Raw genomic sequence first — 24,425 nt, 5'->3', positions numbered from 1 at the left:
AGCAAATAGTAAGAAGTTTCAGACGTCTGTGCAACAAAGAAGGGAGGCAAAGCCTCCCTTTCTGTGCATTTGAGTCAATAATGACAGTTCGCTTACAGATTATTGACTGAATAACTTAAGCGAAAGAAGCCTGAATTGCGTAAAAGAATACGACGGCTAGCAGCGCACCCGCTGGCAGTGTGACAATCCAAGAAGCAACGATGTTACGTACAACACCTAGGTTAAGTGCGGCAATACCACGCGCAAAACCCACACCAAGAACCGCACCAACGAGAGTTTGTGTGGTTGAGATTGGCAGGCCAGTGCCTGAAGCCAATACTACTGTTGATGCTGTTGCTAGCTGCGCAGCAAAACCACGACTAGGAGTCAGTTCAGTGATACCTGTACCTACCGTCGCCATAACTTTATGACCTAGGGTTGCAAGACCAACCACGATACCAAAACCACCGAGTGGTAGAATCCACCATGCAATGGTGCTTTTCGCTGTGATCTCACCCATATGTTCTACAGTCGATACAACTGCCGAAAGAGGACCAATCGCGTTTGCTACATCGTTTGAACCGTGCGCAAATGCCATTGCACATGCAGTGATAACCATCAATACGCTGAAGATGCTTTCTACGCCGGCAAAACCATGGTCTTCTTCACGGCTAGCGAATTTCTTCTGGATGTATAAGTAACCGCCAACCATCACAATACCCGATACAATCGCCGCCCACATCCACGCTTCGGAGCCACTCAAGTGAAGCCCAACGTGTTTCAGACCTTTCTTAATTGTAACCAGTGCAATCACCATGGTAGTGATGAACATGTACACAGGCACAAAGCGTTTTGCGTTGATAAGTGGTTTTTCTGTATCAAAGATCAGGCGCTGTGCACTAACAAAGATAACGTATGCAAAGAAACCAGAGATAACCGGTGTAACAATCCAACTACCTACAATACCTTGTACTGAGCCCCAGTCGACCGCTTCTGTACCTACAGACACACACGCAAAACCGATGATTGCACCGATGATTGAGTGAGTTGTAGATACTGGCCAGCCCATGTATGAAGCAAGCAGTAGCCAAGTACCAGCCGCCAGCAATGCTGACATCATACCGTAGACAAGAATGTCTGGTTGGCTAGCAAACAGAGATGTTTCGATTACACCTTTACGGATAGTGTCGGTTACTTCACCACCTGCCAAGTATGCACCCGCAAATTCAAAAATCATCGCAATGATGATGGCTTGTTTTACGGTTAGCGCTTTAGACCCTACTGATGTGCCCATCGCATTGGCAACGTCATTCGCGCCAATACCGATAGCCATTAGGAAGCCAAAAAATGCTGCAACAATGATCAGGACAGTGCCGTAGTTCGCAAGGATATCCATCGTAATACCTAGTTGTTGATAACAAGCGGAGCAAATTAGGCACGACAAAACCCCTTCGGCGCGTCAGTATTTATCGCCTATTCGGGGAGTGCTAAAAAATGCTCTTCGTTATTTGGTTAACTTATTATTTATGAGCGAGACAACATTAGCTCAAGACGCGCGCCTACACGTTGCGCTTGATCAGCAATGCCACCTACCCATTCTAAAATTTTATAAAGGAACATTACATCGATAGGATTCATATCGTTTTCGATCGCCATTAATTGTTGGCGAAGTTCGATCTGCATCGCATCGGTGTCATCTTCGATTACATCCAGTTGATGGATCATTTCAGCCACGAGTGTTACCTCACGACCTTTAAATCCAGTTTCCAATAACTCGTCGAGCTCATTGATGACTTTTTGCGCTTGATTGGCTGCGTCAAGACAACGCTTCACATACGCAATAAAGTTTTCTTGAAGTGGCTCAGGGATGACTAATTGACGGCCGTAGACGCGGCCAGCAATGTCTTTTGCTAGGTTGGCTAGTTTGTCTTGTTGTGTCAGAAGTTCCAGCATGTCGCTGCGATCAACTGGCATAAACAAACCGCGAGGAAGCTTAAGGCGGATTTCACGTTTGAGTACGTCTGCTTCTTTCTCTAGGTGAGAAATTTGAGCACGAATTTCAGATGCTTTTTCCCAATCACCCTTTGAACTGACTTCAAAGAAGTTGATGAGGTGTGAGCAACATTCATTCACACATACAACGTGACGCTGCAAAGGCTTAATAGGGGACTTTGCAAATAACCCCATGATTGTATTTACTGGCATGGTCATTCAACCTAATTAATATAACCTAAAAATAACATACACTATTCGTGGTGAAATGTTGAACGATGGCTATAAAGGCGCGCATGGTAACGCATTAAATCGTTCATTAAAACTGTTTTAGATCATCATTGGCGCGATATTTCTCTCTTGCCGAGTGAGAAATTAGGCAATATCCTGTTTCTATCTGCTTTGAAAGGTAAAACTATGGAAACCGAGATAGAACTGAAGTTTTTTGTTTCTCCTGATTTTTCAGAGACTTTGCTGAAAAAAATCGCGGAAACGAAAGTGCTTCAGCACAGTTGTCGCGAGTTAGGTAACACATACTTCGATACGCCGGATAATTGGTTACGTCAACACGATACTGGCTTACGTATTCGCCGTTATGATGACGTTTATGTCCAAACAGTAAAAACTGCTGGACGTGTGGTTGCGGGATTGCATCAACGCCCTGAATATAATGCGGAACATTCCAGTAATGAGCCGGATTTGTCATTACACCCAGGTGACATCTGGCCATCAGGTCGAGATATCAATTCACTTCAGTCTCAGTTGGTTCCGCTTTTTTCTACGAACTTTACCCGTGAACAATGGCTCATTGGTATGCCCGATGGTAGTCAGGTTGAAGTAGCTTTCGACCAAGGCGCAGTAGAAGCAGGTGAGCTTCGTGACCCTATATGTGAAGTTGAACTTGAGCTGAAATCGGGTCAAACGGATGCGTTATTTACATTGGCTCGTCTCCTCTGTGAAGACGGAGGAATGAGGCTCGGTAACCAAAGTAAGGCGGCGAAAGGTTATCGCCTTGCTCTGGGTTACGAGGGTGATGAAGTCAGAGAGTTACCCTTAGTGGATACGGGCAAGCATGACACGGTTGAGTATTGTTTGATTAACTCACTTGAGCATGCGTTGTCTCATTGGCACTACCATGAACAAATTTACTCAGAGCGTGATTCAATTGAAGCGCTGCATGAAATCAAAAATGCCATCAGTTTTATTCGCCAAACGCTAACTATTTATGGCGGCATCGTCCCTCGTCGTGCGAGTGCGATCTTACGCCAAGAGTTGAAATGGTTGGAGCAGGAGCTGGAATGGCTAAAAGAGTACGACTACCTCGAAGACTTGCTCGAAGATAAAGGCCATGCACTGCGTAAGCTGGATGCGCGTAAGTTCCTCGTTGCTGAGCTGACAGAAATTCAACAGCAGCTGCCTATACGTGAAGAGATACTTATCTTATTAAACTCTGCACGTTATACCGGGCTTTTGCTCGATCTCAGTCGTTGGATATTAACCAGAGGTTGGCAGCCATTTTTAGACGACAAGGCACGTCAGAAAATGGCATTAAATATTGAGCATTTTTCAGTAAGACAGCTGGATCGAACATGGGCAGAACTGATCGAGGCTTTCCCACCAGAGAAAATCTTATCCAGTCAGGAATACATCGATCAGCAATACCGTTTGATGCGTAATCTGTACACAGGAGTAGGGTTTGCTAGCCTGTATGATGCAGAAGAAAGGCAGAGTTTTCGCCTGCCTTGGGCTGACTTGATGCAAGGGATTGATGATTTGCTGATGTTGAGACCGTTGCAACGGTTGGTTGAAAAACTCAATGGAGAAGAGCGTGAGCAATTAGAACGCTGGATTTCGCGCCAAGAAGTTTCAATCTTACATGCCATGGAGCAAACGCGCATAATTAGCATCGAAGCTCAGCCATATTGGCAAGAATAGAAATAAAAGCGGGAGTTTAGCTCCCGCTTTTTTTATTGCTCTCTTGGTTATGCTCAATACGCTCTAATCTCTGTAATATCTCTTGTTGCTGTTGAACCAGTTCATGCAGCAGACGTTCTTTATTTTCTGAACGACGAGCCTGACGACGCGTTGGAGAGGTAATAAAAGACGTGATAAGGCCCGAAATCATACCGAAGATCCCGACGCCACAAATGATCAAAGCGGAAGCTAAGATTTTCCCCCCATTCGTCACCGGATAATGGTCACCATAACCGACGGTTGAAATCGTGACTAATGCCCACCACAACGCATCACCACCACTTTGAATGTTGGCGTTTGCTGCTTTGCCCTCGATCATCAACATCATGCTAGAGCCCACAGTCAGGAGTACAACCAAAAGCAATAGAATCGAAGCGAGTGTGGTTTCTCGGCGGTTATCAAGTAACTGGTGAATCACATAGTGACCGGAGCGGAGTACTAAGATCACCCGCAGGATATGAAATAGTCGAGCAAAGCGAAGCGGCTCGATCATTGGCAGGCTGGCGAGAAAATCAATCCAATGGCGTTTAAGGAATTGCACGCGATCTGTTGAGCGGATCAAATCTACGCTCAATTGTAGGAGAAAAATACTACAGATAATAAAGTCTAAGCCGATAAGAACTTGTCGCGTTTGCGGCTGTAATGGTGCGAAAAGTAACGTAGATACCACAAATAGTGCCACAAATGACAAGATTAGTGACAGCAAGCTCATCGGCTTGGTCTCAACTTTGGTAGTATTTTTATTCATACGAGGCTCGAAATAAATCATAACCCAAGAAATTGAGGGTTAGTAGGTAGCTACAGTCCACTATATAAGACTTAATGGAGAACTGACAATGACAACGATGGCATTTAAGCCATGGGAGCGGTTGATTACGGATATTCGGCTGGTTCCAAAAATGGTGATATTGATGGTGTTCAGTACTGTGCTGATCATTGCCAAACAGCTTTGGGATGCGAGTACTTTTTATAATGCATTGCTGGTAGCAACACAGGATGAGATGGTGGCGCAGCAACATTATGAGGCTTACTTGGTCAATGTTGTTTGGCAAACTGCGCTGTTGATTATTGCTTTCGTTGTGCTCCTTCTCTTTGCTGCGCGTATCATGCTGCGCCAAACCCAATATCTGAATGATTCGATCAAACAAATGGCCAGCCGTGATCTTTCTAATCCGATCGGAATGGACTGCAAAGATGAATATGGTGATGTCGCGCGCGAGCTTGAGAAAACACGCCTTCAGCTACAAGAGATGATCAAACTTCAAGTGGATTCTTCTCAAGAGCTGGCGACCTTAACGGAAGTGATGACATTGAGCATGTCGGAAACAAAAGAATCAGCTCAAGAAGAATTTCATGAAATTGATCAGTTAGCTACAGCGATGAGTGAGATGAGCTCAACCGTTCAAACCGTTGCTGATCACGCGCAAAATGCCTCGTCGCTTACCGAAAGTGCCTCGAATCAAGCGCAAACAGGGCAAAGTTTTGTCAATGGCACCGTTGCGAAAATTACTGAGCTATCACAAGACATTTCTGCTTCAGCTCAAGCGGTGAATCAAGTGGAGGATAGCGTTGAATCCATCGGCAGCGTTATTGGTACTATTCAAGGGATCTCTGAACAAACCAATCTATTAGCGCTGAATGCTGCAATCGAAGCAGCACGTGCAGGTGAAGCAGGCCGCGGTTTTGCTGTGGTAGCGGATGAAGTTCGTAACTTGGCTCAGCGCACTCAAGAAGCAACCGTTGAAATTCAAGAGATGATCACTCAGTTACAGTCGAACGCGAATACGGCTGTTGAGCTGATGGAAAAAAGTGTCGTGGAAGCGGCGGAAGGCGTTGAATTGGTGACCAATGCCGGTAACGAGCTTGATGGCATAGTTGGGCAAGTGAATCAAATCAATGACATGAACTTCCAGATTGCCACGGCAGCCGGGCAGCAAAGTAGTGTTGCTGGTGAGATGAATCAAAACCTGACAAATGTTCGTGAGTTGGTTGAGGCTTCGGTAACGGTAGTCAGTGAGTTATTGGAAACCTCTGAAATCATGCAGCAGAACGCCGAAGAGTTGGATAAAAAGATCACCTCTTTCAAAATCTAGTTTGCCATTAAGTATGAATAAACGCCCACAGCTCAACTGTGGGCGTTTTTTATTGGCTTAACTCTGGTATAACTAAGGGATTCCCTTTCAAAGGCTTATTGATACAAGGAAGATACATGCAACTGCCTGCCAGCCTCGTTAGTATTTCTCAATCTGTACTCGATTCTTTCTCACAATCACCGCATGTCGAACGCTGGTCACCCGCTCGTTTGGCAGAGCTCAATTACGTTGTTGGCATAAGTAAGTTTGTCTCTGAAAACTTGCTTAAAGATGAACACTTACAACAACACTTGCCAGACATGTTGGATGAAAACAGGCGTTGTGAGCAATATCGAAGTCGACTATCGGCGCTACTGGCTGAGTGTCATGATGAAATGCAGGGACACCGCATTTTACGCCAGTTTCGCAATCGAGAAATGACGTACATTGCTTGGCGAGATTTCACGGCAAGCTGGTCTTTAGAAGAGAGCTTGGAGCATTTGTCTGAGCTGGCTGAAGCAATGATCTTCGAAACCTACCAATGGCAGTATCAAGAATGTTGTGAGTTATGGGGAACACCTTGCAACGCGGAAGGTGAGGCGCAGCCAATGTTGATCATTGGTATGGGTAAGCTTGGCGGTGGGGAGCTCAACTTTTCTTCGGATATTGATCTTATCTTCACGTATCCAGAAAACGGAGAAACCCAAGGGGCTCGTCGTAGCATTGCCAATGCCCAGTTTTTTACTCGTCTTGGTCAACGTATTATTAAAGCGTTGGATCAGCAAACCTTTGATGGTTTCTGTTATCGAGTCGACATGCGTTTGCGCCCATTTGGAGAAAGTGGCCCATTGGTCATGAGTTATGCCGCTCTAGAGGATTACTATCAGGAACAAGGGCGAGACTGGGAACGTTACGCCATGATTAAAGCGCGCGTTATGGGGCGTGAGATGTATAGCCAGTATCAAGAGTTACGTCAGATGCTGCGTCCTTTTGTATTTCGTCGTTATATCGATTTCAGCGCCATCGAATCATTGCGCCGTATGAAGTCAATGATCAGCAGTGAAGTACGTCGTCGTGGTTTGAGTAATAACATCAAACTTGGGGCTGGTGGCATTCGGGAAATTGAGTTTATTGCGCAAGTATTCCAATTGATCCGAGGTGGACGAGAACCTAGCCTAAGGCAACGTGGCTTATTAGTAACACTGTCGGCCATAAAAGAGCTAGAACAGTTAACCCCCCAAGAAGTTGATCAGTTGCATGCTGCCTATGTGTTTTTACGTCGACTAGAAAACTTATTGCAAGCGATGGCTGACAAACAAACCCAAACCTTACCCGAGAGTGAATTGGAGCAATTACAGCTGGCCACAGCTATGGGCTATAGTGAATGGGCACAACTGATTGAGCATGTGCAGGCGCACATGAGCAATGTTCATCGGGTATTCACTCATTTGATCGGCGATGATGAAGAGGAAGTCACCGAAGTTGCCAAGTACTTCCATGAATTATGGGATATGGCACATAAGCGCGATGTGATTGAGCATATTTTACAGCATGATCTTAGCGTAGAAGCTGTGACACAAAAAGCCGACACCATCATTCAGTTCAAACAAGACTTAGCGAAGAAAACCTTAGGCCCGCGCGGGCGAGAGGTATTAAATCGTTTGATGCCAAAAGTGTTCTCGGCCATTTTTGCTCATAAGGATGCGCAGTTTGGGTTATCACGTGTTCTGCATCTATTGCATCGTATCGTCACACGGACCACTTACTTGGAGCTGCTTGATGAGCACAATGCTGCACTGACGCAGTTAGTACGTCTATGTACTGCAAGCCCGATGATTTCAGAGCAGCTAGGGCGCTATCCTATTCTTCTTGATGAGCTGATTGACCCGCAGCAGCTGTATAACCCAATACCATTAGATTCGTATCGAGTCGAGTTACGTGATTATCTTGCTCGAATTCCGGAAGATGATATGGAGCAGCAAATGGAAGCGCTGCGTCAGTTTAAGCAAATCTGTATTTTGCGCATTGCTGCCGCTGACATTGCTGGCGTTCTACCCGTGATGAAAGTGAGTGATCACTTAACTTATCTTGCGGAAGCTATTGTTGAAGCTGTTGTTGGCCAAGCATGGCAACAGATGACAGAAAAATATGGAGAGCCAACCCACGTAATGGATCGCGAAGGCAATGGGTTTGCTGTCATTGGCTACGGAAAAGTTGGAGGCTGGGAGTTAGGCTATAACTCCGATCTCGACATCGTGTTTATACACGATTGCCCGGTCAATGTTTATACCAATGGCAAGAAGGAAATTGACGGCCGTCAGTTTTATTTACGTCTTGCTCAACGGATCATCCATATTTTCTCTACGCGAACAGCTTCGGGAATTCTGTATGAGGTCGACACGCGGTTAAGGCCATCTGGTGCATCTGGATTATTGGTTAGCCCAACGGACGCGTTTGATGAGTATCAACGCCAAGATGCATGGACATGGGAGCATCAAGCTTTAGTTAGAGCAAGAATGATCTACGGTGATGCCCCATTGTTCGAGGCTTTCCATCAAACTCGTCATAACATTTTAACGCTTGAACGTGATCATCAAGAGTTGAAAAAGAGTGTGGTCGATATGCGCGAGAAAATGCGCGATCATCTTGGTGGGAAAAAAGCAGGGCGTTTTATGTTGAAACAAGATCCTGGTGGGATCACCGACATTGAATTCCTCGCCCAGTATCTGGTTCTGAATTACAGTCACACAAAGCCCAAGCTAACACGTTGGTCAGACAACGTACGCATATTTGAGTCCTTAATTGCTCAAGACGTGATGGAGGAAGGCCAAGCAATGGCGATCACGCATGCTTATACAACCATGCGAGATCAAATACATCACCGTAATCTACTCAATTTAGAAGCTGATGTGGCGGAAGATAAGCTTCAGACCGAACGAGATCTCGTCATCAAGGTTTGGAAGCAATGGCTGGATTAGTCACAGACAAGAGTACAGAGACGAAAAGGGCTGTGTTAAACTCTCGCCAGAAATAGAAATTGGAGACATACAATGAAACCAATCCTACCTGACTACAGTGATTCAGGCGTATTAATTATTGGTGACGTAATGCTGGATCGTTACTGGTATGGCCCGACTGGCCGTATATCACCAGAAGCTCCAGTCCCTGTAGTGAAAGTAGAGAACAATGAAGAGCGTCCAGGTGGAGCTGCAAACGTTGCCATGAATATCGCTTCATTAGGTGGACATGCTCACATTGTTGGTTTAACAGGGATTGATGAACCTGCGAAAGTGCTTAATGAAACACTTTCTGCTTTGAAAATTAAATGTGACTTTGTATCGCTACCCAATTACCCAACTATTACCAAATTGCGTGTATTGAGCCGCGGGCAGCAATTGATCCGTTTGGACTTTGAAGACAAGTTTGAAAATACTGATGCTGAACTCATTCTTAACCGCATGACGCAAGCGCTGCCAACCGTGAGATCTGTTGTTCTGTCTGATTATGCTAAGGGCGCTCTTGAGCACGTTCAGCAGTATATCCAGAAAGCACGTGCAGCCAACGTACCTGTGTTTATCGATCCGAAAGGGGCTGATTTTGAGCGTTATCGCGGTGCAACATTATTGACACCAAATATGGCAGAGTTTGAACTCGTTGTTGGTAAAGTCAAAAATGAGCAAGAATTGGTAGAAAAGGGTTTAGCGCTGATTGAAGAGTTTGATTTCGAAGCGCTACTTGTGACCCGCAGTGAGCATGGTATGACATTGCTTCGTCGTGGTGAAGAGCCTTTCCATTTACCTACATTAGCAAAAGAAGTTTACGATGTGACGGGCGCCGGTGACACCGTGATCTCTGTGCTAGCCGCTTCTGTAGCTGCCGGTAAACCGTTAGACGAAGCTTGTGCTCTGGCTAACGCGGCTGCGGGTGTGGTTGTCGGTAAACTTGGTACGTCAACGGTATCGACTATAGAATTGGCTGAAGCGGTTCATGGTAGCCAAGATACCGATTTTGGTGTTATCGCTGAAACTGCATTAATTGAAGCGGTTAGAAAAGCGCAAGCTCGTGGTGAGAAAGTAGTCATGACCAATGGCTGTTTTGACATTTTGCATGCTGGCCACGTTTCTTACTTAAATCATGCTGCAGAGCTAGGTGATCGACTGATCGTAGCAGTTAACACTGATGAATCTGTGAAGCGCCTGAAAGGTCCTGGTCGTCCGGTTAATCCTACGGATCGTCGTATGGCGGTATTAGCAGGATTGGGTGCTGTGGATTGGGTTGTGCCATTTGGAGAAGATACGCCACAACGCCTCATTTCTGAAGTCCTGCCTGACATGCTTGTAAAAGGCGGTGATTATAAACCTGAAGAGATCGCTGGTGGTAAAGAAGTCATCGCTAATGGCGGCGAAGTAAAAGTTCTTAACTTTGAAGATGGCTGTTCTACGACAGAAATCATTGACGCAATTAAAGGTGGCCGAGGCTAACTTTATTTAAGCTCAAATTGAAATGCTCGTCAGATGACGAGCATTTTTGTTTAACACAAACGTTAGATATAAAAAATGGAGCCATTTGGCTCCATTTTTTTAGATAGAGTAAATTACTCTTCTAGATCGCCACAGAAACGGTAACCTTCACCATGAATCGTTGCAATGATTTCTGGAGTGCCAGAAACCGATTCAAAGTGTTTACGGATGCGACGAATTGTTACGTCTACCGTACGGTCATGTGGTTTAAGCTCACGGCCAGTCATTTTCTTTAGAAGATCGGCGCGAGTTTGAATTTTGCCTGGGTTTTCACAGAAGTGCAGCAATGCACGAAACTCAGAGCGTGGTAGCTTGTAGCTGTCGCCAGCAGGGCTAACCAATGAACGGCTGTTGATATCTAATACCCAACCGTTGAATTCGTATTTTTCTACCGAGCGCTTCTCTTCTTGAGTCGCGTTCGCGTTCATTGAACGACTTAGCAGGTTACGTGCACGAATCGTCAATTCACGTGGGTTAAATGGCTTAGTAATGTAGTCATCTGCGCCGATTTCTAGGCCCAGAATTTTATCGACTTCGTTGTCGCGACCAGTTAAGAACATTAAAGCAACATTCGCTTGTTCACGTAGTTCGCGAGCAAGCAGTAGACCATTTTTACCCGGTAGGTTGATGTCCATAATCACCAAATTAACTTGGTTTTCAGACAGCACGTGGTGCATCTCTTCACCGTCACTGGCCTCAAAAACAGCGTATCCCTCTGCTTCAAAAATACTCTTAAGAGTGTTACGAGTTACTTGCTCATCTTCTACGATAAGAATGTGCGGGGTTTGCATTGGCGGTACCTAAACTTGTGAAAAAATTGTGCTAATAGAATAAATTCTAGGCAAAAACATAACATACAGGTAATGTGATGTTGATAATAAACCAAAGCCTATAAAAATACACTGTCTTTGATCGCCCGCCTTCCGTGGTATGCGCCTTCTATTTAGGTTGAACTCCTTTCCCTAACTTACTCTACTAGGCTTTGAAGCGGATTCTATAATGTTAACAGCATGCTAACAACGCTGAAATGTTAATTCCATGCACTTTGTTGATTTATATCAAGAGTTCATATGTAACAAATAATAATAGTATTGGGTAAATACAAAACAACGGATTATAGGATGATAGACGCACAATTATGGCAGGCATACTGTGACCCTTACTTCCGGTTTGAGAGGTCGGTTAAGTTTGCTGAATTTGCGATTATCACCGCTTGGAACCCAAACAGTAAATGGCGGTCAGAAAAAGAAAATTGTTTAAATAATCAGCTGTTACTTCAAGATATCAACCATAATCAATATATAGAGGTAGTGGTTGGAGATGAACAGTTCTCTTGGTCTGAAGCCAGTTTTGCTGTGGAAATGAGCCGCTCTGAGGCCATTTGTTTAGCAAGACGATACCAGCAAAATGCAATTTATTATGTTCAAAGAGAAGCGCTATGGTTGCTGTCTTGTTTATCGGACCGCACTGAACTAGAGCTTGGAAGCTGGAAGCAGCGTTTGAGATAAGGAACTTGAGTTATCACGGAGGAAAAATGAACGATATAACACCAGATATTTGCGATAAGTTTGAAGATGAAGTGACACTCGTTGATCTGCCGTTACAAAGTTTTGGTCAGCGAAGTGCTTTTTGGGGAGAAATCGTTACCGTTCGTTGTTATCACGACAACTCGAAAGTGCGAGAAGTGCTTAGCCAAGAAGGCAAAGGGAAAGTGCTGGTTATCGACGGGCATGGCTCCTGCCAAAAAGCACTGCTCGGTGATCAGTTAGCTATTCTAGCGATTGATAATCATTGGGAAGGAATCATCGTATACGGTGTTGTGAGAGATGTTGCCGCAATGTCACAGATGGATTTAGGCATAAAAGCATTAGGAACAAGTCCGTTTAAAACTGAAAAGCGTGGTGCCGGTGATATCAATGTTACTTTGACCATTCACAACGAAATGATCCAACCTGGTGACTACATCTACGCGGATTGGAATGGTGTGCTTATGTCCAAAGAGTTATTGGATTGGAGCTAAAAGCGAAAGCCTAAACCAACCTCAACCCCTTGCTGCCACGTTTGATAATCAAGCGTGGCATGCAAATCTAAATTGTCAGTCAGTTGCATCCTACTAGAGAGCTCCGCAGAAATGGCTGTCTCTTTTTGTTCTTCAAGGCTTGTGTCTGCGTAGGTATGCAAAGTGCTTTTCACGGAAATTTTGGGTGATACCTGATAGCTCACGCCACTGATCAACCCGTTATTCATACTTTCAGTATTGTTAACGCGGGCCCCGACATACAAATCAATTTTATTAAAAATATTGTATGAGTAACCGCCATCAATCGACCAACTGTCGAAGCCGTGATGATCTTGCTCGCTGGATAGAAACAGTTGATGTGGCGATTTCAGCTTGTGAGCCGGTAAGGTGGGTAATTCTGTCGCCAAAACAGAATTAGCTAAGAGTGCTGCTACGAAGCCAAGTATTATTTTCATATGCACTCCTTGTTATTTTGATTCTCTCCACTGCAAGACTAATTAAAGCATAAAACTTACAGACTAGAAGTAAGTTTTATATAGTAATTCGTTATTATGATATGTGCTAATGATTTCATTTGTGACTGCAATATTGAAGGGCGGAATTTTGCATACGAATGAGAAATGCACTGAGCGAGGGTAAAAAAAGCAAAGTTTTCGTTGACTCTGTGTCCGGAAATAAGGTACACGTATTGGTAAGCAAACACACAAATGTACGCATAAATTGATGTTTTCAAGCAGCCTAACAGTAACGACCACAACCATTATTATTACCGACATGACATGCGTTGGGGCAGGCTGCTAAGCGAAAGAAATTCAAAAAAAGGCCTGTATCCAACAAGATACAGGCCTTTTTTTATGCCAAATTAATACTATCTGGAGGAAGGGATGCGAGTTTTAAAATTTGGAGGCTCCTCGTTAGCGGATGCAGATCGCTTGTTAAGAGCAGCGGACATTATCGCCAACAATGCACAACAAGAAGAAGTCGCTGTTGTATTGTCGGCACCAGGGAAAACGACCAATAAATTGGTTGCTGTCATTGAATCAGCACTAAAAAATGGTGAAGCAGAATTACAAATTGCAGAGTTGGAAGACTCATTTCGCGACTTATTCCAAGATATTAAAGCGGCAGTACCTACCATTGATGGTGCAGCCTATGACAATCAAGTCAAAACCTCTCTTTCTCAACTGCGCCAGTTTGTTCATGGCATTAACCTATTAGGGATGTGTCCAGACAACGTCAATGCACGCATCATCAGCAAAGGTGAGCGCGTATCGATTCAATTAATGAAAGCGGTGCTAGAGGCGAAAGGCCAGCCAGCAAGCCTGATCGACCCAGTTGAGTACCTATTTGCCCGTGGCGAGCCTCTTGAAGCCATGGTTGATGTCGAAGTTTCTACACAGAATTTCCGCCACAAACCACTCCCACAAGGCCATGTGAATATTATGCCTGGTTTTACTGCTGGTGATGAAAATGGTCAGTTAGTAACGCTTGGCCGTAACGGCTCTGATTACTCGGCAGCAGTCTTGGCTGCTTGTTTAAGAGCAGATTGCTGTGAAATTTGGACAGATGTTGATGGTGTATACAACTGTGACCCTCGTTTAGTTGATGATGCGCGTCTGTTGAAGTCTCTCAGCTATCAAGAAGCGATGGAGTTGTCTTACTTCGGAGCTTCTGTGCTTCACCCTAAAACCATTGCTCCAATCGCCCAGTTCCATATTCCATGTCTGATCAAAAACAGCTTTAATCCTCAAGGTGCCGGTACATTAATCGGTCAAGATACTGGTGAAGATAACCTTGCGATCAAAGGCATTACGACACTCAGTGACCTGACAATGGTCAACGTTTCAGGCCCTGGCATGAAAGGCATGGTTGGGATGGCGAGCCGCGTGTTTGGTGCGATGTCATCTGCTGGGGTGTCAATTGTACTGATCACGCAATCTTCTTCTGAGTACAGCATCAGCTTCTGTATCGAGTCGCAAGATAAAGCTCTCGCTGAGCAAGCGCTATCAGATGCATTTGAGCTAGAACTGAAAGACGGCTTACTTGAACCTGTGGATTTCACGGATGATGTGGCTATCGTGACGCTGGTTGGTGATGGTATGCGAACTTCTCGCGGCGTCGCGTCACAATTTTTCTCTTCTCTAGCAGAAGTGAATGTCAATATTGTTGCTATTGCTCAAGGGTCATCTGAGCGTGCTATCTCTGCGGTTATTCCAGAAGATAAAATTTCTGAAGCCATCAAAGCATGTCATGAAAACCTATTTAACTCGAAGCATTTCCTTGACGTATTTGTTGTCGGTGTTGGTGGTGTTGGTGGTGAGTTGGTGGATCAAATTCAACGTCAACAAACGAAACTGGCTGAGAAAGGCATTATCTTACGCGTATGTGGTTTAGCAAACAGTAAAGGCTTGCTATTGGATAGTGCAGGGCTTCCGCTTGAGCATTGGCGTGATCGTATGAATGATGCGACAGAAGAGTTCAGCTTATCTCGTCTCATCTCTCTAGTTCAGCGTAATCACATCATTAACCCTGTGTTGGTGGACTGTACTTCTAGTGAAGGAATTGCCAACCAATATGCTGATTTCTTAGCGGCTGGTTTCCATGTTGTTACGCCTAATAAGAAAGCCAATACAGCAAGCATGTCTTATTACCATCAGCTTCGCGATGTTGCACGTAGCTCACGTCGTAAGTTGATGTATGAAACCACGGTGGGTGCTGGCCTTCCCGTAATTGAAAACCTGCAAAACCTTATCTCTGCTGGAGATGAGTTAGAGAAATTCAACGGTATTTTGTCTGGCTCGCTTTCTTATATCTTTGGCAAGTTAGATGAAGGTATGACTTTGAGTGAAGCGACGAATATCGCCAAAGAAAATGGCTTTACCGAACCTGATCCACGTGATGATCTGTCTGGTATGGATGTTGCGCGTAAGCTGCTGATCCTTGCCCGTGAAGCTGGCATGAACTTAGAGCTTGAAGACGTTGAAGTGGATCAGGCATTGCCGCCAGGTTTTGATGACTCAGGTAGCATTGAAGAGTTTATGACTCGCCTACCAGAAGCGGATGCTTACTTTAAACAGCAAGTTGAAGAAGCGGCGAAACAAGGCAAAGTTCTACGCTACGTTGGTGAAATCTTAGATGGTAAGTGCAAAGTACGCATCGCTGCCGTTGATGAAAATGATCCAATGTACAAGATCAAAGATGGTGAAAATGCGCTGGCATTCTACAGTCGTTACTATCAGCCTATTCCTTTGGTATTACGTGGTTACGGTGCTGGTACAGAAGTAACGGCTGCAGGTGTATTTGCGGATGTCATGCGTACACTCGGTTGGAAGTTGGGAGTTTAATTTAATGGACAGTGAGATGAATGTTGTCGTTTACGCTCCAGCTTCAATTGGTAATGTTAGCGTAGGTTTTGATGTGTTGGGGGCGGCTGTGTCCCCAATTGACGGCACCTTATTGGGTGATCGCGTTATGGTCCGCTCAGGGGCGGAGCCATTTTCTCTTAAAACGGCAGGTAGCTTTGTCGATAAACTGCCACAAAACCCTAAAGAGAATATTGTGTACGATTGCTGGCGAGTGTTTGCTCGCGAGCTAGATAAAAAAGGCGTTGAGCTCAAGCCTGTTGAATTAACACTTGAGAAGAATATGCCGATTGGCTCAGGCCTTGGTTCTAGTGCGTGCTCCATTGTTGCTGCCTTAGATGCACTTAACCGTTTCCATAGCGAACCACTCTCTGAAATGGAGTTGTTGGCGCTTATGGGGGAAATGGAAGGGCAAATTTCAGGGGGGATTCACTATGATAATGTTGCCCCTTGTTACCTTGGCGGTTTGCAGTTAATGCTGGAAGAGCTGGGGATCATCAGCCAAGAAGTGCCTTGTTTCGATGAATGGTATTGGGTTATGGCGTATCCGGGAATTAAAGTGTCAACGGCAGAAGCTCGTTCGATACTACCCTCTCAATATCGACGCCAAGATGTGATTGCTCATGGTCGTCATTTGGCCGGCTTTATTCATGCGTGCCATTCTGGTCAGCCAGAGTTGGCGGCCAAAATGATCAAAGACGTGATCGCAGAACCATATCGTGAGAAACTGCTTCCTGGTTTTGCCAATGCACGTCAATACGCAGCATCTGCGGGAGCATTAGCAACCGGTATTTCTGGCAGTGGTCCGACACTGTTCAGTATTTGCAAAGAGAAAGATGTCGCCGAGCGTGTCGCGCGCTGGTTAGAACAAAATTATGTACAAAATGAAGAAGGATTCGTCCATGTTTGTCGTTTAGATAAACAAGGTTCGAAAATGACAGGAAGTGAGCTATGAAGCTTTACAATATAAAAGAAAATGATGAACAAGTTTCCTTTGGCCAAGCTGTACGCCAAGGGCTAGGCCGTAATCAAGGTCTATTTTTCCCATCGGAATTACCAAAATTTGAAGACGTTGATGCGCTACTGGCAGAAGATTTTGTCTCTCGTAGCACTAAGATCCTATCAGCACTGATTGGTGATGAACTGGCGGAAGAGCAAGTTAACGCAATGGTTGATGCTGCATTCCAATTCCCAGCACCAATCAATCAAGTCAAAGATGGCGTTTACGCACTAGAGCTTTTCCATGGTCCAACCCTTGCGTTTAAAGACTTTGGCGGCCGCTTCATGGCGCAATCTCTTGCCGCTGTTTCTAACGGTGGCAAGATCACCATTCTGACTGCGACTTCTGGCGATACTGGCGCAGCCGTTGCGCACGCTTTCTACGGTATGGAAGACATTAATGTGGTGATCCTTTACCCGAAAGGTAAGATCAGCCCACTGCAAGAAAAGCTATTCTGTACGCTTGGTAAGAACATTCACACAGTAGCGATCGATGGCGACTTCGATGCTTGTCAGGCACTTGTTAAGCAAGCCTTTGATGATGCTGCACTGCGCGAAGAGATCGGTCTTAACTCTGCAAACTCAATTAACATTAGCCGTTTGATGGCGCAAATCTGTTACTACTTTGAAGCTGCTGCGCAAATGAGCAAGCAAGAGCGTGAAAACCTAGTGGTGTCAGTACCAAGCGGTAACTTTGGTAACCTAACTGCAGGTCTGCTGGCAAAATCGCTCGGTCTACCTATCAAGCGCTTCATTGCTGCCACTAACGCTAATGATACTGTGCCACGCTACCTCGAAACAGGTAAATGGGAGCCAAAACCAACGGTTGCAACAACATCGAACGCGATGGATGTAAGCCAGCCAAACAACTGGCCTCGTATTGAAGAGCTATGCCGTGTCAAAGAGTGGGGCTTAGAGACGTTAGGTAAAGGTGCGGTTTCTGATGAGCAAAGTGCACAATCAGTGAAAGGCCTATACTCACTCGGCTACCTATGCGAGCCACACGGTGCCATTGCTTACCGTGTACTGGAAGAGCAGCTTCAAGAAGGCGAAACTGGCCTATTCTTATGTACTGCGCACCCTGCGAAGTTCAAAGAAGTGGTGGATGAAATCTTGGAATCAGACATCGAGCTTCCTGCGCCGTTAGCGAAACATGCTGCGATGGAACTGCTGTCTGAAGACCTCGCTAATGATTTCGACTTACTAAAAGAAGTGCTTCGTCGAGTACAGAAATAATCTATAAAGATTGAAGATTAAAAAAGGTCACCTAGGTGACCTTTTTTGTGTTCTGGGGACTATTTATTCAATGCAAACGTTGGTAATGATAAGTGCCAGCGAATTGCCCCTAAACGGATCAGCAATGTTGAAAGAATGCCAGCTAAGAATGCATTTTGACTGTGGTAGCCCATTGCAAGCGCGGTTGTATGAAAAATACCGCCAATAATACATGCTGTTGCGTAGACTTCACTTCTCAATACCATCGGCACTTCGCGAGCGAGCACATCACGAATGATCCCGCCACCACATCCAGTGATAACACCCATGATGATGGCAACCAAGGCTGAATCTTGGTAACGCATTGCTTTCTCGACCCCAATACCGACGAAAACAGCTAATCCAATCGCATCGCAAACGGGCAATATCCACCAAGCAAGTCGTTTTGGGCGTCGAACAATTAACATAGTGAGTAAGCAGGTGATCAAAATGACCCAGAGATAGTTTGTATCTTTAATCCAGAATACAGGAGTGGCACCAAGTGACATATCACGAATGGTTCCGCCTCCTATTGCGGTAACGCTCCCCAATACTGCGACACCGAATGGGTCCATTTTTAAACGACCTGCGAGTAAAACGCCGGAGACAGCAAAAACGGCCGTACCGAATAAATCGATAATATAAAGCAGCATGGAATCCATGTTACTGATTTCTCTTGATTGACTTGTTAACTAACCACTGATGCCGGATTGTACGGTATCTCAAACGAAAACGTTACCGTTTTTGGCGAATGCTTTCAAAATGCTCACAAACCTCTTTGATGGCCTTTAATGTTCGAGGTGTTGGGCGGTTTAGCCAGTCAGAATTGAGACTCCAAATATGCTGATTTTTTATTGCGTCGAGTTGCTTATCCCATTTTTGCCACATATTGCCATTTCTGATTGCGTGCTCAGAAGTGAAAATGACCTCGGGGTTTGCTAATAAGACTTGCTCTTGTCCAACTTGTGGGTAGGGAATTGCGCTAGATTCAAAGACGTTCACGCCGCCACAAAATGAAAACACCTCACTCGGCCATTTGCCTTGAGCTAGCGTAATGATGGGACTTTCACTCAATTGATAGAAATAGCGAACTGGCTTTGTGGTCCTATATTGTTGGGACATCTGATTAAGTTGCTGGCGAAACTCAAAGGCTTTTTGTTGGGCAATTTCTGGCTGTTCAGCGTATTGGCCAAGTTGCTCAATGCTGCGAGCGATGCCTTCTAGCGAGCCTGTCTGCGAGTAATAGATGTTGAGTCCGAATTGTTTTAGTTTCGAGAGTTCTTTTTCTGGATTCCCCGCAGGCCAAGCTATGACTAGATCTGGTTGCAGCGCAATAATTCGCTCAATTTTTATACCTTGATAGTTAGCCACTTTTTCAAGGTGTTTTGCTTGCTCGGGGTAATCACTGTGCTCACTGACGGCGATTAATTTATCGCCTAATCCTGCCGCATATGCGAGCTCAGTCGCGTGGGGTGCAAGGCTTATTACTCGTTGGGCGGGTTTGGCAAAAACGGAAGTCGCCAACAGTAGGCAACACAGAGGGATAATGCGAAACATCTAAATTCCTTGATAAATAAAGCCCATGATTAAGCTTTGAAGAACTATCCATGCAAACATGCGCCACGCTAATAGCTTTTGAACCTGCGCAATATGCAGCGCAGCAGGCGCAATCCTCCCCCCAAGTTTGGCTCGTACGGCTTTATACCCATCGTACATTGCCGGACCGCCAAGGGACAATTCGAGTTTGGCTCCCACGGAAATCAATAACCATGAAGGGCCCGGCAGAGGCCATGTAGCGGCTTGCTGTTTTAAGAGCTGAAATACTTCTTTGGTACGTTGGCCAATTGCGATCATCAGAGCAAATAATCGAAGTGGAATAAAATCCAGTATGGCAACAGCTCTTACGACAGGAAGGCCGAATGGAAGGAATGCTTTTCGTGATGGAGACCAAGCACGAGCCAACTCAACATTCATGCGGTAGAGAAACGCCCCAATTCCACCGGCAATGCCATACCAAAACAATACGCATATTACATTGCGGCCATAAGACATAATCAGTGTTTCAGCACCAGCTTTGCCCAAACCAAGCAGAGACAGTGGCTGTGTCGAGCGGTTTATCAGTGGCGTGATAAGCTGCTTCGCATATTGCTTATCTTCTTTTGCAAGCGCTTGAATAAACTGGTTGGTGAATTTGTCGGTATTGCGCCAATCGATAGCCAAAAGCAATAACGCTAATTCAAATAAATGCGGTTCCCAAACTAAGGGCTTGAGAGCAATGAGTACTATCCACATCGGGATGATCATTAATAACCAAGCTAAAGTGCCGGAAATCATACTCTGTGAGTAATGATGATTGGTATTAACTTTGTTTGCTAACTGCTCTGCAAACTTATGCCATAGGATGGCTGGGTGCGCTTCCCGTGGGAAAGGGAGAATTAAATGAATGAACAGCGCGCCCCATAAGACGAGGAGCGCGCCATTGGCGTAGAGTTGATTGAATAGTTCTTCCATGATTCTGCGTGTTTTTGATTACTTAAGCAGTTCAACCATTTTAATGACCATCTCAGATGAACTCTTCGCGGCTAATGGTAAGAATTCATCGAAGCTCATACCGGCTTCTTTATCAGCTACGTCAGAGATAGCACGTACCACAACAAATGGGACTTTGAATTGGTGACAAGTCTGAGCAATCGCTGATGCTTCCATTTCGACTGCAACGACAGAAGGGAAGTTTTTACGAATGAACGCTTGGCGTTCTGCACTCGCAATGAACGCATCACCCGTACAAATTAGGCCACGTACTGCGTGCGTATCTTCCATTTGTGCCAGTGCTTTTTCTGCAACATCCATCAGCTTTTCATCTGCGATGAATGCGGCTGGTTGCTGCGCCATTTGACCAATTTCATAGCCAAATGCAGTGACATCAGCATCGTGGTGGCGAACTTCGGTTGAGATGACAACATCACCCACGTTTAGGCTAGCATCAAAGCCGCCTGCTGAACCGGTGTTGATCACGATGTCAGGTTGGTACTCATCCAACAAAATGGTTGTACCTACTGCGGCTGCGACTTTACCAATACCTGATTGAAGTAACACAATCTCAACACCGTTGATCTGACCTGAGAAGTAAGCACAACCCGCCTTGTTAACTTCTTTACGGTTTTCAATTGCTTGTTTAAGAATGGAAACTTCTTGTTCCATTGCACCAATGATGCCGATTTTCATAGAGAATCCTGTTTATTCAAATAGGTAGGTTTGATGTGGCTAAGTGTATCAGAAAAGGGCAACAACGGAATGGTTGCTTGCCAAAATAGCTATTGCCTAACCTTTATACATCCCCTATAATTCGCGCTCCTCGTGTCGGCTGAATCAGAGATTGGCTGGCACAATGTTAAACCTACTCTTATTAGGAGAGAATTATGTCTCTGAATGCAGAAACTAAAGCAGCAATCGTTGCAGAATACGCTCAAGGTGAAGGCGATACTGGTTCACCAGAAGTTCAAGTAGCTCTACTTACAGCTTCTATCAACCACCTACAAGGTCACTTTAAAGCACACAAAGGCGATCACCACAGCCGTCGTGGTCTGCTACGTATGGTTTCTCGCCGTCGTAAGCTTCTTGACTACTTGAAAGGTAAAAACCTTTCTCGTTACCAAGACCTAATCAAACGTCTAGGTCTACGTCGCTAATTAGCGACTGCATAGCAGTTTGTCAGAAAAGGGGCTTTATGCCCCTTTTTTGTTGCCCATTACTTATTTTGATTGCTATAGCTTAGCCAAATCACTTTTATACCGTTATACTACGCACGGCAAAAATCCCTGCTAGGGATTTTCTACATAATGACTCAGTGCATTACAGTCAACCACGTCGACCAAAAGGTCGCGACTATTCAAAATGAACTCCATATAATCCCAGTTCATTTTTACTAGTCGCGATTTGTAATGCCTTGAGTATCAATCAATACTCTCTGAGCAAATCTTTTGATGCGCTCGGAAACAAGGAATAACAATGTTCGAAAAACCAGTTGTTAAAACGTTCCAGTACGGTAACCACACAGTTACTCTAGAAACTGGCGTTATCGCACGTCAAGCTACGGCTGCAGTTATGGTTACTATGGACGATACAGCAGTATTCGTTTCTGTAGTTGGTAAAAAAGAAGCGGTTGAAGGTCAAGACTTCTTCCCTCTAACGGTTAACTACCAAGAGCGTACTTACGCTGCAGGTAAAATCCCTGGTGGCTTCTTCAAGCGTGAAGGTCGTCCTTCTGAAGGTGAAACACTGACTGCTCGTCTAATCGACCGTCCAATCCGTCCACTTTTCCCAGATGCATTCAAAAACGAAGTACAAGTTATCGCAACGGTAGTATCTGTGAACCCAGACGTTCAACCTGATATCGTAACTATGATCGGTACTTCTGCGGCGCTAGCTATCTCTGGTATTCCGTTCAACGGTCCTATCGGTGCTGCACGTGTTGGTCACATCGACGGTCAACTAGTACTTAACCCAAGCAACACTGAACTAGAAGCTTCTAAGCTAGACCTAGTGGTTGCGGGTACTGAATCTGCAGTACTAATGGTTGAGTCAGAAGCTGACAACCTAACTGAAGAAGAAATGCTATCTGCTGTTGTATTCGGTCACGATCAACAGCAAGCTGTTATCAACGCAATCAACGAGTTCAAAGCTGAAGTTGCTACTCCAGCTTGGGATTGGGTGGCTCCTGAAGAGAACACAGCACTTAACACTAAGATCGCTGAACTTGCAGAAGCTAAGCTTGTAGAAGCTTACCAAATCACTGAGAAGATGGCTCGTTACGACCGTATTCATGAGATCGCTGCGGAAGTTAACGAAGTGCTGCTTGCTGAAGATCCAGAAGCAAACACAAAAGAAATCCACACTATCTTCCACGATCTAGAGAAGACAGTTGTACGTCGCAGCATCATCGCGGGTAACCCACGTATCGACGGTCGTGAAAAAGACATGGTTCGTGCGCTAGACGTACGTACTGGCGTTCTTCCACGTACTCACGGTTCTTCACTATTTACTCGTGGTGAAACTCAGGCGCTAGTAACTGCGACTCTAGGTACGCAGCGTGACGCTCAAATCATCGACGAGCTAACGGGTGAGCGTAAAGATCACTTCCTACTACACTACAACTTCCCTCCATACTGTGTTGGTGAAACTGGTTTTGTAGGTTCTCCTAAGCGTCGTGAAATCGGTCATGGTAAACTGGCTAAGCGTGGTATCGCAGCAGTAATGCCTTCTGTTGATGAGTTCCCATACACAGTACGTGTTGTATCGGAAATCACTGAATCTAACGGTTCATCTTCAATGGCTTCTGTATGTGGTACTTCGCTTGCTCTTATGGATGCAGGCGTGCCAATCAAATCTTCTGTTGCGGGTATCGCAATGGGTCTTGTTAAAGAAGGCGACGATTTCGTTGTTCTTTCTGACATCCTTGGTGACGAAGACCACCTAGGTGACATGGACTTTAAAGTAGCGGGTACTAACACGGGTATCACTGCACTTCAAATGGACATCAAGATCGAAGGTATCACTAAAGAGATCATGCAAATTGCGCTTAACCAAGCTCAAGGTGCACGTAAGCACATCCTATCTGTAATGGATGAAGCTATCTCTGGTGCTCGTGAAGACATCTCTGAATTCGCTCCTCGCATTCACACAATGAAGATCAGCGCAGAGAAGATCAAAGACGTTATCGGTAAAGGTGGTGCAGTTATCCGTGCTCTAACGGAAGAGACGGGTACAACTATCGAAATCGAAGACGACGGTACTATCAAGATTGCAGCAACTGAAGGCGCTGCAGCGAAAGAAGCTATCCGCCGCATCGAAGAGATCACTGCTGAAGTTGAAGTAGGTCGTATCTACACTGGTAAAGTTGCACGTCTAGCGGACTTTGGTGCATTCGTAACGGTTCTTCCTGGCAAGGATGGTCTAGTACATATCTCTCAAATTGCTGACAAGCGCGTTGAGAAAGTGTCAGATTACCTAACTGAAGGCCAAGAAGTTCAAGTTAAAGTTCTTGAGATCGACCGTCAAGGTCGTGTACGTCTGAGCATGAAAGAAGCAGTAGAAAAGCCTGCTGAACCAGCTCAAGATGATGCAGCACCTGCCGCAGAATAATCGCACAAGCTATAGCTTTTAGGCTTTATTCGCCTATTAAGCTAAAAGCATGCTATAAAGGGAGCAATACGCTCCCTTTTTTAATGCGGATTAATAGTCATCATTGTGGCTA

Annotated in this window: 20 protein-coding genes and 1 other annotated feature; of the genes, 11 read left to right on the top strand and 9 right to left on the bottom strand. The window is 45.1% G+C overall.

Annotation, left to right across the window (positions count from 1 at the left end; all coding sequences use genetic code 11):
- Nucleotides 1–115 precede the first annotated feature (115 nt).
- Both ACQEXS_RS16495 and ACQEXS_RS16490 read right to left on the bottom strand, forming a co-directional pair.
- Nucleotides 116–1,375, bottom strand: coding sequence for an inorganic phosphate transporter (locus ACQEXS_RS16495; RefSeq protein WP_427011428.1), 1,260 nt, complete (start codon nucleotides 1,373–1,375; stop codon nucleotides 116–118).
- A gap of 128 nt (nucleotides 1,376–1,503) precedes the next feature.
- A complete protein-coding gene (locus ACQEXS_RS16490; RefSeq protein ID WP_367988205.1) occupies nucleotides 1,504–2,184 on the bottom strand; it encodes a TIGR00153 family protein in 681 nt (226 codons plus the stop codon).
- 204 nt (nucleotides 2,185–2,388) lie between these two features.
- Between ACQEXS_RS16490 and ACQEXS_RS16485 the strand changes: the two genes are divergently transcribed.
- A complete protein-coding gene (locus tag ACQEXS_RS16485; RefSeq protein WP_427014548.1) occupies nucleotides 2,389–3,906 on the top strand; it encodes a CYTH domain-containing protein in 1,518 nt (505 codons plus the stop codon).
- A 16-nt stretch (nucleotides 3,907–3,922) separates the two neighbouring features.
- Here ACQEXS_RS16485 and ACQEXS_RS16480 read toward each other — a convergent pair whose 3' ends face one another.
- Nucleotides 3,923–4,693, bottom strand: coding sequence for a potassium channel family protein (locus ACQEXS_RS16480; RefSeq protein WP_367988207.1), 771 nt, complete (start codon nucleotides 4,691–4,693; stop codon nucleotides 3,923–3,925).
- 88 nt (nucleotides 4,694–4,781) lie between these two features.
- On the opposite strand from ACQEXS_RS16480, the gene ACQEXS_RS16475 reads away from it, so the two are divergent.
- From ACQEXS_RS16475 to hldE, 3 genes are all read left to right on the top strand, one after another.
- Entirely contained in the window at nucleotides 4,782–6,038 is a 1,257-nt protein-coding gene (locus tag ACQEXS_RS16475; RefSeq protein ID WP_427014547.1) for a methyl-accepting chemotaxis protein, read from the top strand.
- Between the two features lie 116 nt (nucleotides 6,039–6,154).
- Nucleotides 6,155–8,995 carry a bifunctional [glutamate--ammonia ligase]-adenylyl-L-tyrosine phosphorylase/[glutamate--ammonia-ligase] adenylyltransferase gene (gene glnE / locus ACQEXS_RS16470; RefSeq protein ID WP_427014546.1) on the top strand — a complete coding sequence of 947 codons (2,841 nt, stop codon included), beginning with the start codon at nucleotides 6,155–6,157 and terminating at the stop codon, nucleotides 8,993–8,995.
- A gap of 72 nt (nucleotides 8,996–9,067) precedes the next feature.
- Nucleotides 9,068–10,498 carry a bifunctional D-glycero-beta-D-manno-heptose-7-phosphate kinase/D-glycero-beta-D-manno-heptose 1-phosphate adenylyltransferase HldE gene (gene hldE / locus ACQEXS_RS16465; RefSeq protein ID WP_367988210.1) on the top strand — a complete coding sequence of 477 codons (1,431 nt, stop codon included), beginning with the start codon at nucleotides 9,068–9,070 and terminating at the stop codon, nucleotides 10,496–10,498.
- Nucleotides 10,499–10,611: 113 nt separating this feature from the next.
- Here the strand turns inward: hldE and arcA are convergent, their stop codons facing one another.
- Complete coding sequence (gene arcA / locus ACQEXS_RS16460) at nucleotides 10,612–11,328, bottom strand: two-component system response regulator ArcA (protein WP_367988211.1); 717 nt, start codon at nucleotides 11,326–11,328, stop codon at nucleotides 10,612–10,614.
- A gap of 330 nt (nucleotides 11,329–11,658) precedes the next feature.
- Between arcA and ACQEXS_RS16455 the strand changes: the two genes are divergently transcribed.
- Together ACQEXS_RS16455 and ACQEXS_RS16450 are read left to right on the top strand one after the other, a co-directional pair.
- On the top strand, nucleotides 11,659–12,045 hold the full coding sequence (locus ACQEXS_RS16455; RefSeq protein ID WP_427014545.1) for a DUF3293 domain-containing protein: 387 nt from the start codon (nucleotides 11,659–11,661) through the stop codon (nucleotides 12,043–12,045).
- 26 nt (nucleotides 12,046–12,071) lie between these two features.
- Nucleotides 12,072–12,557: a putative 4-hydroxy-4-methyl-2-oxoglutarate aldolase gene (locus ACQEXS_RS16450; RefSeq protein WP_367988213.1), complete on the top strand. Its 486-nt coding sequence runs from the start codon at nucleotides 12,072–12,074 to the stop codon at nucleotides 12,555–12,557.
- Here ACQEXS_RS16450 and ACQEXS_RS16445 read toward each other — a convergent pair.
- The gene (locus ACQEXS_RS16445; protein WP_427014544.1) at nucleotides 12,554–13,012 is read right to left on the bottom strand and encodes a hypothetical protein; all 459 of its coding nucleotides are present in this window, start codon (nucleotides 13,010–13,012) and stop codon (nucleotides 12,554–12,556) included. The two genes, ACQEXS_RS16450 and ACQEXS_RS16445, sit on opposite strands and share 4 nt — an antisense overlap.
- Nucleotides 13,013–13,295: 283 nt before the next feature.
- Nucleotides 13,296–13,412 (top strand) — a sequence feature (Thr leader region).
- A gap of 29 nt (nucleotides 13,413–13,441) precedes the next feature.
- On the opposite strand from ACQEXS_RS16445, the gene thrA reads away from it, so the two are divergent.
- The 3 genes from thrA to thrC are packed head-to-tail and all read left to right on the top strand — an operon-like array spanning nucleotide 13,442 to nucleotide 18,154.
- A complete protein-coding gene (thrA, locus tag ACQEXS_RS16440; RefSeq protein WP_367988215.1) occupies nucleotides 13,442–15,901 on the top strand; it encodes a bifunctional aspartate kinase/homoserine dehydrogenase I in 2,460 nt (819 codons plus the stop codon).
- 16 nt (nucleotides 15,902–15,917) lie between these two features.
- Complete coding sequence (gene thrB, locus ACQEXS_RS16435) at nucleotides 15,918–16,874, top strand: homoserine kinase (protein ID WP_427014589.1); 957 nt, start codon at nucleotides 15,918–15,920, stop codon at nucleotides 16,872–16,874.
- Nucleotides 16,871–18,154 (top strand): threonine synthase, encoded by a 1,284-nt coding sequence (gene thrC / locus ACQEXS_RS16430; protein ID WP_427014543.1) that lies wholly within the window; start codon nucleotides 16,871–16,873, stop codon nucleotides 18,152–18,154. Before thrB ends, thrC begins: the two co-directional genes overlap by 4 nt.
- A 59-nt stretch (nucleotides 18,155–18,213) precedes the next feature.
- On the opposite strand, the gene ACQEXS_RS16425 is transcribed toward thrC, so the two are convergent.
- The 4 genes from ACQEXS_RS16425 to mtnN form a co-directional block, all read right to left on the bottom strand.
- Entirely contained in the window at nucleotides 18,214–18,834 is a 621-nt protein-coding gene (locus ACQEXS_RS16425; RefSeq protein WP_367988217.1) for a TRIC cation channel family protein, read from the bottom strand.
- Between the two features lie 73 nt (nucleotides 18,835–18,907).
- Nucleotides 18,908–19,729: a vitamin B12 ABC transporter substrate-binding protein BtuF gene (gene btuF / locus ACQEXS_RS16420; RefSeq protein ID WP_367988218.1), complete on the bottom strand. Its 822-nt coding sequence runs from the start codon at nucleotides 19,727–19,729 to the stop codon at nucleotides 18,908–18,910.
- Nucleotides 19,730–20,683: a cobalamin biosynthesis family protein gene (locus tag ACQEXS_RS16415; protein ID WP_427014542.1), complete on the bottom strand. Its 954-nt coding sequence runs from the start codon at nucleotides 20,681–20,683 to the stop codon at nucleotides 19,730–19,732. It abuts the gene before it with no gap.
- Between the two features lie 18 nt (nucleotides 20,684–20,701).
- Nucleotides 20,702–21,397 carry a 5'-methylthioadenosine/S-adenosylhomocysteine nucleosidase gene (mtnN, locus tag ACQEXS_RS16410; protein WP_427014541.1) on the bottom strand — a complete coding sequence of 232 codons (696 nt, stop codon included), beginning with the start codon at nucleotides 21,395–21,397 and terminating at the stop codon, nucleotides 20,702–20,704.
- A 194-nt stretch (nucleotides 21,398–21,591) separates the two neighbouring features.
- On the opposite strand from mtnN, the gene rpsO reads away from it, so the two are divergent.
- Together rpsO and pnp are read left to right on the top strand one after the other, a co-directional pair.
- Nucleotides 21,592–21,861 carry a 30S ribosomal protein S15 gene (gene rpsO / locus ACQEXS_RS16405; RefSeq protein WP_010450057.1) on the top strand — a complete coding sequence of 90 codons (270 nt, stop codon included), beginning with the start codon at nucleotides 21,592–21,594 and terminating at the stop codon, nucleotides 21,859–21,861.
- Between the two features lie 319 nt (nucleotides 21,862–22,180).
- Entirely contained in the window at nucleotides 22,181–24,313 is a 2,133-nt protein-coding gene (gene pnp / locus ACQEXS_RS16400; protein WP_427014540.1) for a polyribonucleotide nucleotidyltransferase, read from the top strand.
- Nucleotides 24,314–24,425 lie beyond the last annotated feature (112 nt).

The sequence above is a fragment of the Vibrio sp. TRT 17S01 genome (assembly GCF_050113695.1).
GTDB lineage: Bacteria > Pseudomonadota > Gammaproteobacteria > Enterobacterales > Vibrionaceae > Vibrio.
The sequence above is the reverse complement of the archived record's forward strand: the minus strand, read 5'-3'. Positions and strand labels throughout refer to the sequence as shown.

Coding starts and splice junctions, on each gene's coding strand:
- thrB (WP_427014589.1), top strand. CDS start 15,918: ATGAATGTTGTCGTTTACGCTCCAGCTTCAATTGGTAATGTTAGCGTA.
- ACQEXS_RS16475 (WP_427014547.1), top strand. CDS start 4,782: ATGACAACGATGGCATTTAAGCCATGGGAGCGGTTGATTACGGATATT.
- ACQEXS_RS16490 (WP_367988205.1), bottom strand. CDS start 2,184: ATGCCAGTAAATACAATCATGGGGTTATTTGCAAAGTCCCCTATTAAG.
- ACQEXS_RS16445 (WP_427014544.1), bottom strand. CDS start 13,012: ATGAAAATAATACTTGGCTTCGTAGCAGCACTCTTAGCTAATTCTGTT.
- ACQEXS_RS16415 (WP_427014542.1), bottom strand. CDS start 20,683: ATGGAAGAACTATTCAATCAACTCTACGCCAATGGCGCGCTCCTCGTC.
- ACQEXS_RS16485 (WP_427014548.1), top strand. CDS start 2,389: ATGGAAACCGAGATAGAACTGAAGTTTTTTGTTTCTCCTGATTTTTCA.
- pnp (WP_427014540.1), top strand. CDS start 22,181: ATGTTCGAAAAACCAGTTGTTAAAACGTTCCAGTACGGTAACCACACA.
- ACQEXS_RS16455 (WP_427014545.1), top strand. CDS start 11,659: ATGATAGACGCACAATTATGGCAGGCATACTGTGACCCTTACTTCCGG.
- ACQEXS_RS16495 (WP_427011428.1), bottom strand. CDS start 1,375: ATGGATATCCTTGCGAACTACGGCACTGTCCTGATCATTGTTGCAGCA.
- rpsO (WP_010450057.1), top strand. CDS start 21,592: ATGTCTCTGAATGCAGAAACTAAAGCAGCAATCGTTGCAGAATACGCT.
- thrC (WP_427014543.1), top strand. CDS start 16,871: ATGAAGCTTTACAATATAAAAGAAAATGATGAACAAGTTTCCTTTGGC.
- ACQEXS_RS16450 (WP_367988213.1), top strand. CDS start 12,072: ATGAACGATATAACACCAGATATTTGCGATAAGTTTGAAGATGAAGTG.
- ACQEXS_RS16425 (WP_367988217.1), bottom strand. CDS start 18,834: ATGGATTCCATGCTGCTTTATATTATCGATTTATTCGGTACGGCCGTT.
- thrA (WP_367988215.1), top strand. CDS start 13,442: ATGCGAGTTTTAAAATTTGGAGGCTCCTCGTTAGCGGATGCAGATCGC.
- mtnN (WP_427014541.1), bottom strand. CDS start 21,397: ATGAAAATCGGCATCATTGGTGCAATGGAACAAGAAGTTTCCATTCTT.
- glnE (WP_427014546.1), top strand. CDS start 6,155: ATGCAACTGCCTGCCAGCCTCGTTAGTATTTCTCAATCTGTACTCGAT.
- btuF (WP_367988218.1), bottom strand. CDS start 19,729: ATGTTTCGCATTATCCCTCTGTGTTGCCTACTGTTGGCGACTTCCGTT.
- hldE (WP_367988210.1), top strand. CDS start 9,068: ATGAAACCAATCCTACCTGACTACAGTGATTCAGGCGTATTAATTATT.
- arcA (WP_367988211.1), bottom strand. CDS start 11,328: ATGCAAACCCCGCACATTCTTATCGTAGAAGATGAGCAAGTAACTCGT.
- ACQEXS_RS16480 (WP_367988207.1), bottom strand. CDS start 4,693: ATGAATAAAAATACTACCAAAGTTGAGACCAAGCCGATGAGCTTGCTG.